This window comes from Paraburkholderia sp. XV (assembly GCF_020177535.1).
Classification (GTDB): domain Bacteria; phylum Pseudomonadota; class Gammaproteobacteria; order Burkholderiales; family Burkholderiaceae; genus Paraburkholderia; species Paraburkholderia caribensis.
Window position 1 is genome coordinate 41,090 of the sequence record NZ_JAGUUD010000063.1, and the last position, 9,047, is coordinate 50,136.

Sequence of the window (9,047 nt, forward strand, 5' to 3'; positions counted from 1 at the left end):
CTCGCAAAACGACGGGGCTGCACAGCGGCGCTATGCCACCGTGCAGTCTTCGCTATCTGAAGTAGCGTAATCAGTTCTTTGCCTTGGGCATCTGCGAAACGAGTGACAGATTGATATCCATCCCCTCGATCTGGAAGTGCGGGACAATGAACAGCTTCACGCGGAAGAACCCGGGGTTGTCCTCGATGTCTTCGACCGTCACCTGAGCTTCGCGCAGCGGATGCGACGCCTGCAGATCGTCGCCCGGATCGGTCATCTCGGTTACCAGAGACTTGACCCACGTGTTCAGTTCAAGCTCGAGCAGACGACGGTCCTTCGTCGTGCCGATGTTCTCGCGCTGAATCAGCTTCAGATAGTGCGCGATACGCGACAGCAGGAAAATATATGGCAAGCGTGCATTCACGCGGCTGTTCGCGGTTGCTGCCTTGGTCTCGAACACCGTCGGCTTCTGAGCGGAGTGCGCGGAGAAGAAGCATGCGAAGTCGTGATTCTTGTAGTAAGACAGCGGAATAAAGCCCAGGTTGGCGAACTCGAATTCACGCGTTTCGGGAATCAGTACTTCGCTCGGAATCTTTGCCTGATTGCCTGTGCCCAGGTCGTACAGATGAATGGGCAAGTCTTCGACCATTCCGCCCGCTTGAGGACCGCGAATCTGCACGCACCAGCCATTCTTGATGAAGCTCTTCACCATGTTCGCCGCGAAAGCGAACGACGCATTGGCCCACAGATAGCGGTTATGGTCGGGGCCCTTGACCGATTCCGTATAGTTGAAGGCGCGTACGGGAACGGTGTCCTGACCGTATGGCAGACGCGCAAGGAAACGCGGCAGCGTGAGGCCGATATAGCGGGCATCATCCGAATCGCGGAAACTCTTCCACTTCAGGTATTCGGCGCGATCGAAGTAATTACCGATGTCGCGGATACTCGCGACCTCTTCCATCGTTTCCTTGCCAAAGAACTTTGGCGAAACCGAACCGATGAAGGGCATATGCGCAGCGGCGGACACCTTTGCGATATTGCGCAGCAATGCGATGTCCTGCGGGCCACGGTCAAACTCATAGTTCGAAATGATCGAGCCGATCGGCTCGCCGCCTGGCGTGTCGTACTCCTGGATGTACGTGTGCAGGTAAAGACCGCTCTGAATGACCTCAGGCGTGTCTTCGAAATCCTGGCGTAGCGCGTCTTTGGACACATCCAGCACTTCAATTTTCACGTTCTTGCGGAAATCCGTACGGTCGACGAGGAACTTGAGGCCACGCCATGCCGATTCGATTTGCTGGAACGCCTCGTTGTGCATGATCGCGTCGAGCTGACGGCTGATCTTTTGATCGAGATGCTCGATATGAAAATCGAGCAGGCTGCGGTCGAGACGATCGACCTGCTGCGACGAGTCCGCGATCATCTTCAGGAACACGTTCATCGCCTGGGCGACACGTTCGTCCAGCGACGACTCCGATAACGCGTCCGCACTCTGGAACGAATCGGTTGGCCGGGCCGCCGTGACGGGCTTCAGGTTGATCTTCTCGCAGAGCGATTCATACACGCTCTTGCCAGGCGCATCCAGCACTACCGTATCTGCACCAGCCGTCTCGTGAATACGTGTTTCGTTTTTTGCCATGATAGTTCTGCTCTTCTGGATAACCGGACCTTAGGCAGCCGGGGAACTGGACGCGCCAATCTTCGACAGATCGTCGCGCAGGCGATCGGACAGTGCAGGGTCCTTCAGGATGCGTTCGAGTTCGCGGCGGAACGTGGCGTTGTCGAGGAGATTGGATTTCAGATCACGAAGCAGATTGCGAGCCGACATCAGCGCACGCAACTCGGGCACCTTGCTCGCAACGTTCTCGGGCTTGAAGTCGTCCATCGAACGAAATTCCAGGTCGACCGGTAACTCCGATCCATCTTCCGCGAGCGTGTTCTCCACGGCGATACGAGCCTTGGGTGCGTAGTCGGACAGGACGGCATCGAAATTGTTCTTGTTGACGTTGACCTTTGCGCGCTCTGCGAGAGGCCGGTTGTCTTGACCGTTGCTGTAGTCGCCCATCACGAGCAGCTTGAGCGGCAACTCGACCTTCTTCTGCGCGCCGCCCGTATGCAAATCGAGCTTAAGGTTGATCCGTGCCTTAGGCACCTCGTTCTGAAAACTTTCAGCCATGTCTACGTCCTTAATATCTTATTTATCTTAGTTAGGATTCCGTGCCTTATGAGGAATATTTTTAACACGGTGCGATCTAGAGCATCAGCGAAATTCAGCCGGGTTTGGGTCAAATTTTGTAAAAATTACGCTAACTCAACAAACGATCAAAAGGTCACTTCACAACAAGACGTCAAACGTTTATCTTGTGCGCCCAAACGGGTGTTTGCACATCGCTTCCGTTAATCCGTCTTGTGTAGGATTACGCACCATCAAAGGAGTAGGAATGTCCGACATCCAGAAGTACACGACTCTTTCTCCCGCGGATTCGAGACTCGTGACGGGCAGGCAAGCCTATTTCCTGGATGTATTGGGCGCTGGAAATGAAAGCCCGATGTCGGTGATCTCGTTCGAAGCCGTCGAGCGCATCGGCGAGCCTTATCGCATTACTCTTACCCTCACGCATCCGGACCAGCTTGCCAGGTCCGACTACCTCGGCAAGGACGCGAAGTTCTCGATCGTTCCCGCCGACGCGCAGCCTCGCAGGTTTTCAGGCTGGATCACCCGCTTCTCAAAGCTGAAGACCACGAGAGACTTCACCAGCTATGAGATCGTCGTCGAGGCGCACCTTTCACGCCTCGCATCGGTTCGCGCGAGCCGCATCTACCAGCATCAGACTACGCCCGAGATCATTGAGGCCGTGCTGCGAAAGCATGGTTTTCAGGGGCATCAGTTCCGCTTCCGGTTACGTCGTCAATATCCGCAGCATGCTTTCAGAATGCAGTATCAGGTGAGCGATCTGGCCTATGTGCAGATGCTCATGCAGAAGGAAGGCATCTGGTGCCGTATTGCGGAAGACGAACACGGCGATGTGGTCCATTTCTCCGATGACATTGATCACTATGTCTATCAGCCCCGACTCGATGTGCCCTATCGAGAGACGGCTGGGCTGGAAGCGGGTGTGGAAGCCGTATATGGGCTAAGCACGCATTCGTACAGTGTCGCGCAGGGTTATACGGTTGCCGACTATAACCCCGATAAGGCCTGGGAGCGCTTTAAGGCCAACGCCAATGTTGCAAGCGAGGATGCCACAACCTACGGCAAGCCCTACATCTATGGCACCAATCATCTGGATGCCGACGGCGCGCAGTGGGAAGCGCAGTTGCGTCATGAGGCAGCGATTGCATGGCAGATCATCTATGAAGGCGAGAGCAACGTGCTCGCGCTGCAACCCGCGCGCATCCTGCACGTCGATGCGCCGCTCGCCGATGCGCCTGACGGTCAGGTTATCGTCGAGGTAAGGCATCGCGGTGCGCGCGATACGGCTTATTCCAATTCCTACAGGGCGATTCCTTCCGGTCGGCGATTCCGGGTCAGGCTCGATGAAGATGCGTGGCCCCGTGTTATCGGTTCGCTGAGCGCTCGCGTCACGTCGCCCGGTAAATACAAGTATGCGTATTTGACGCAGCAAGGCTATTACGTCGTCCGTTTCGACCTGGATTTCGACGAATGGAATCCGGGCGGGGAAAGTGTGCCGCTGCGGCTCGCAAAACCTTTTGCAGGCGCGCTGCAGACAGGGTTCCACTTTCCGGCGTTGGATGGGACGGAAGCTGTTGTCGAGTTTCGCGATGGTGATCCTGATAAACCGTATATCGCCGCGTTTCATCACCATAGCCAGGCGGTTGATCACGTTACTAGCGACGATCGTTGGTTATCGCGCAACGTCATTCGCACGCAGTCGAATAACAAGCTGCGGATGGAAGATTGGGAGGGGCAGGAAGGGATCAAGCTGTCGACCGAGCATTCGGGGAAGAGCCAGCTCAATCTCGGGTATCTGGTTGATGCGAAGAAGCAGAAGCGGGGGGAGGGGTTTGAGCTCAGAACGTCTGGGTATGGGGCGATTCGCGCGGGGAAGGGGTTGTTTATCTCCGCCGATGACCGGCCCAACGCGAGCGGACAGCAACTGGACATGCAGCAGGCGCAAGCGATGCTGGCGAGCGCGCTAACCCAGATGAAAGCGCTGGGCGAAATGGTCAAGACTGCCCAAGCGGTACTTGCCGACCTCGAAGGCCAGAACACGCTCAATAACGCTGCACTCAAAGATCTGCAATCGCCCTCCGTGCTGGTGTCCGCTCCAGCGGCCATCGCGCTTGTCACGCCAGAAACGATCCAGCATAGCGCAGGAGATAACGTCACGCTTACGGCGGGCAAAAATATCGATGCTGGAGCGATGGAAAACTTCACAGTCGCCGCCGGTCAAATCGTGTCCGTCTTTGCAAATGCCGGGGGCATGAAGCTGGTTGCCGCACAAGGAAAGAATGAGATCCAGGCGCAGACCGGCAGCATCGAGATGACAGCGTCCCAGAACATCAAGATGCTGGCATCTGAAGGAAGCGTCGAGATCAGCGCAAAGGGCAGCCTCTCTCTGAAATGCGGTGGTGCGGAAATCAAGCTGGCAAACGGGAATATTGAGTTGAATTGCCCCGGCGACGTCAAGCTCAACTGCATCACGCTGCAAAAAGGCGGTCCCGTGAACGCCAACGCGGAGACGAAATCGTTCGACATACTCAGTTGCCTTTCTGCCTTGCAACGAGTGACATCGGCAGGAGGCGCGTTTGTCTGAAGCAACTGGATTCATCGGCGCGCTGCGTCGAAAGGACGCTGGTTTCATTGCCGCTCAGCTCGCGCAGAATGCCACGGAGCAATCGCAGCGCGTTGCGGTCTTCGTTGATCCGACACTTGGCGATCCTTTCCCCGAGCTGCATTCGTCGAATGACATCCCCGTCTATCGCCTTGCCCTGCCCGAGAAGAAGGTCCCACGTCACGCGTGGCCGTATCTGCTCCTGCTTCCAGCTGATCTCACGGGTCAACGACTGCTCGAACGTTCCATTTCACTCGCGCAAGCCGAGGTCGACGATTGGAAAAGCGGCAAAGGTACGGCACGGAGCGTGTGCGGATGGCTCTCTCTTTCGGGCGATGAGCAATCACTCGTGGACGCGTTGACTCAAAAAGCGATCCTGCCGCTCGATGACAACGAATGTGTTGTTTTTCGCTTCTATGACCCTCGCGTCTTAGGTCATCTGTTCCGCTACCTGCGCGAGTCTCAGTTTTTTAGTGGCTTACCTACGCTTCATCACTGGTCGTTTCTCGACGTTGACGCGCAGCTATTGGTGCTCCCGCAGCAAGACCCGCCCGATTCGATAGCGCCCGTGTGGTTCATGACGCGAGAGCAGCGCAATGGTGTCGCTCGCATCGAAGCGTTGAACAGCGTACTTCGCGACTTCGGAACCGACGTGGCACTTGGCGATCTTGTCGACGCAGCGCTTGCCCGCTGTCAGCAAATCCATGGCTGGACCGAGACAGTCGACCTTCATGCCTTTGGGACGCTGGCAGTGCGATGTCACGCCAGCTTCGACAAGCATCCTTTTGTTGCGGCCCAGATTGCACATCTACGCCGCGAGAACGAAGCATTTTCCGGCTGGGCGAACAGCATCGAGGACAGTCGATGGCGCAACATCGCGGCGGAAATCAATAGCGGGAACATCTGAGAACGAATATGGGCTGTCCAAACTGCATCAAGGAAGGTCTCGCGATCCTGCCGGTTCGCTATGCCGTCGCGCCTGCCAGTGTCACGAATGTCGGTGCACTGCCTTCGCCGTTAGGCGAACATGTAACAGACAAGCCGCTAAAAGCGTCCAGGTACATTCTTCGCCAGCTCGACCGGGGATTCGTCTATGTTCTCTACCCTAATCGGGGCACGCGTCAGAGCCGTTGGGTAGTGTATGAGGTAGGTCCGGACGCCTGCATGAACATCTACGCCGACCCTCGACAAGTACCATCGGCTCCCACTGAGAAACCCCTTGATGCAACGTGCAAGGCGAAGAAAGAAGATTTCGCCGCGCAAACCATCGCGATTCCGTCACCACAATACGTACCACATGTATGGGTCGCATTCAGCCGATACAGACTGACAGACCGTGTACTGACCGCCCTGGAGACGTCTCCAGAACCGCGCATGCAAAAAGTGGACGTACAAAAGGCGATCAACGGCAAGGAGGTCAAGCATGCGCTGCCCGCAACGCAAAACAACCTGATCAATTACGTCGCCGACTTCTCGGCGCCCGAGGGATGGAACAAGCTGAATGGCAGCGGCAAGCTTACAGTGCCGTTGAACCAGCGGCACGATCAGGCCGCCGCGATGCAGACCAGAATGGCGGAGATCGCGCAGAAAGCGAATGGCAAGGGTATTGTGCTTGCGCTGTTCGACCCTATCGGCATGACTGCCGATCTCAATGCTTTTCGCAATCAGGAGGTCGGACAACTGGCGGCGTATCGAGCCGGACATGCGCGCGAACGCTTCGTTGGAGACACCATCCTTGGGTTCAAGACGGTGTTCGAAAAGAAGGGGGAGTCGGCGCAATGGGAAGAAAAATTTCTCAAGCTCTACGATGCAAAGCGATTGGACGACGATCAGCAGGCGCGCAAGAAGGAAACTGACACTAGAAACACACAGATCGACCTGCTGTCAGATGACGTAGCAAAGTGGAACGGAAACTCGAACGCTGATTTGCGCTGGCAGGACTTCGACCTCAAAGATATGAAGTCGTCGCAAGACCGGCAGACGGCGTTCGCTCTTTGCGTGCACGGTATGGGTAAAACCAAAGCCGAGCTTGACCTGTGGGATGTCTGGTTTGCAGCCAATGCAAAAGATCCTTACACGCCGCTTTGGGGAGCGCTTGTGGGGTCGGCGCCGGGCCTTGCCAGGCATCTGACTGGAACGGGCCTGCCTGACATTGGCCGGCTCGACAAAATGAATGATACGGTCAAGAGTTTCATTGCGATCAGAGAAGAATACAAAGCCTGGCTCGAAAAGAATCCCCCTTCTGCGGCACTCGGAACCATCGCAGTCGCAGCTTCCGCGCAGTTTCCGCGTCTTGCGAAGGTCAATCCTGCGCTCTATCAGAAGGCGGGGTACTTCATTCTTGTCATCGTCTCTGCGACGACAAAGACAGTTGTGTCCGGGAATACCGTTGTTGTGAACAAGACGAGCGAGCTCGTCGCAATGATGTTTCGTGGCGTGTGGCCGCCCAAAGGCTCGCCACTGAAGATGGTGAAAGCGGACAGCGCGGCGACCAAAACTGTTTATGTCGCGACTGCTGAGGGAGTGGCGCAGATTGTCGAAGAACAGACGATTGTCAGCAAAACCGCTATCGGGATGTGGATGCCTGCGGAAGCGATCGAAGGGACGCCCGTGAAGGGTGTGTCGCAGGTGCCGTTGGCACTTCCTGCGCCGGAAAAATTCAATGCGTTCGAAAGGCTGATCGGCTTTGCTAAAAATGGGCTGCCATGGGTAGGTTTTGCACTCGCCTCGATCAATTTGGCGGGCATCAGCATGAGCATGGGCAGTGCACAGCCAGGGGCAAATACGCCGGATGTGTACGCCGGTCTCGTGTCCGGGATGCTTGCAGTGATCGGGGCAATAGGGGAATTGACTGCGCTGGGGATGGAGAAGGCAGCGGTTGGACTTGCGAAGACCGCCGCCGCGAAGGTGGCATTTGGTGGAGGGTTGTTTGCGGCGGTGTCGACATTTGCCGAGAGTGTGCAGATGTATTTCAAGTATGTGGATCGGAAGTCCGTGGGGAACGATGAGGCAGCGAAAAACTATCGTCGTTCCTCAACAGCTTTCTTTTTTGCAGCGGTAACCTCAGCCGGTGGTGCACTAGCTGCCGGGTCCGCTGCAGACGCCTTTACTGGCATCCTCGCATTCCTCGCACCTGTCGGCGCGGCCGCGGCCACAATTCCAATGATCGGCTGGATCGCCGCCGGGGTTATTTTCATTGGTATGGGTGTGTGGTTCGCATGGCAAGCGATTGTCGCTACCAATTCCCCTTTGCAGGACTGGGTGGCGATGAGCTACTACGGTAAAGCGCCCAAGCGCTATCGCGATCCCCGGGCAGAAATGGCAGCGCTTCGCGATGTAATGTATGCATACCGTCTGGAGACGGATTGGTCCGGTTTGCAAATGAACCGGGCAATCGTGGGCGTGACAGGCTACGACTCGGTGAGCTTCAGCCTTTCGCTGCCGGGCGCATCGACGTCGAGCGTCATCAAATGCGCGATCTCGCTTGCCGACAGCAACTCCAACAAAACCATCCTGAACGAAGAAGTTCATCCCGCATCGTACCTGCCTGGTGAACTAAGCGATCCACACATGCAGGAGATGCGCCCAATGCCCACGGCATCGAAATCGCCCATGAGCTTCTATTGGGAGGCACCTCCACGCCTGGTGAAAAGTCCTTCAGGAGGATACGAATATAAAGGTGTCTTGCGCGTCGATCATCGGCAGTACAGTGTCGCGACGATCAACTTGCAGTACTTCCCGGATCCGGCTCAACCCGATCTGGTCATTCCGACGGATGGAAAACCTGTCCTGGTCGAGCGCGGTATTGGAGCCGATATTCTGTCTGGCCTTCTTTCTTATTAAACACAATGGCTACAGTCAAGCTAAAGAAAGAAAGCTGGTGGATCCGTCGCATGCGCAAAGCGGGAGCGTATGGTCCGCTGGATCGTGCATTGCGCCAATGGCGATCTCTCGGTTCCGTGCGGACCAACACTGGCGTCCCGCCCAACGGCGATCGCATGGTCTACCGGATGAACCACACCACCCTTGAGATTGGGCAAGGAGTGAGTACGTTCAAGGGTATGGTTGGGTTGGCCGCATTCGTGTTTCTTTTGTGCACGCTTTCAGGAACATATCTCATAGTTAGCACGTTGAGCGCGCATGAATGGGAGGTTGATCATTTTGGTGTGGCCTTCTCTGTTATTGGCGGTCTGTTTTGCATCCCGATGGGTATATGGTTTTTATCCATCTTCCTGACCGACTTCTTCGGCTACACGGATGCGCTGCTACGTT

The 9,047-nt window shown here is 56.1% G+C and carries 6 protein-coding genes; 4 read left to right on the top strand and 2 right to left on the bottom strand.

All coding sequences use genetic code 11. The features are described 5' to 3' along the window. Nucleotides 1-70 precede the first annotated feature (70 nt). Together tssC and tssB are read right to left on the bottom strand one after the other, a co-directional pair. Nucleotides 71-1,618 carry a type VI secretion system contractile sheath large subunit gene (gene tssC, locus KFO72_RS25725; protein ID WP_107202278.1) on the bottom strand — a complete coding sequence of 516 codons (1,548 nt, stop codon included), beginning with the start codon at nt 1,616-1,618 and terminating at the stop codon, nt 71-73. A gap of 30 nt (nt 1,619-1,648) precedes the next feature. Continuing rightward, nucleotides 1,649-2,155, bottom strand: coding sequence for a type VI secretion system contractile sheath small subunit (gene tssB / locus KFO72_RS25730; RefSeq protein WP_054933305.1), 507 nt, complete (start codon nt 2,153-2,155; stop codon nt 1,649-1,651). 265 nt (nt 2,156-2,420) lie between these two features. Between tssB and KFO72_RS25735 the strand changes: the two genes are divergently transcribed. The 4 genes from KFO72_RS25735 to KFO72_RS25750 form a co-directional block, all read left to right on the top strand. Then, a complete protein-coding gene (locus tag KFO72_RS25735) occupies nt 2,421-4,757 on the top strand; it encodes a type VI secretion system Vgr family protein (RefSeq protein ID WP_225033334.1) in 2,337 nt (778 codons plus the stop codon). Continuing rightward, on the top strand, nt 4,750-5,682 hold the full coding sequence (locus KFO72_RS25740; RefSeq protein WP_225033335.1) for a DUF4123 domain-containing protein: 933 nt from the start codon (nt 4,750-4,752) through the stop codon (nt 5,680-5,682). Before KFO72_RS25735 ends, KFO72_RS25740 begins: the two co-directional genes overlap by 8 nt. Before the next feature lie 8 nt (nt 5,683-5,690). Continuing rightward, nucleotides 5,691-8,618: a T6SS effector BTH_I2691 family protein gene (locus KFO72_RS25745; RefSeq protein ID WP_318248518.1), complete on the top strand. Its 2,928-nt coding sequence runs from the start codon at nt 5,691-5,693 to the stop codon at nt 8,616-8,618. A gap of 5 nt (nt 8,619-8,623) precedes the next feature. Further along, a partial coding sequence (locus KFO72_RS25750) for a hypothetical protein (RefSeq protein ID WP_225033337.1) occupies nt 8,624-9,047 on the top strand: 424 nt, incomplete at its 3' end.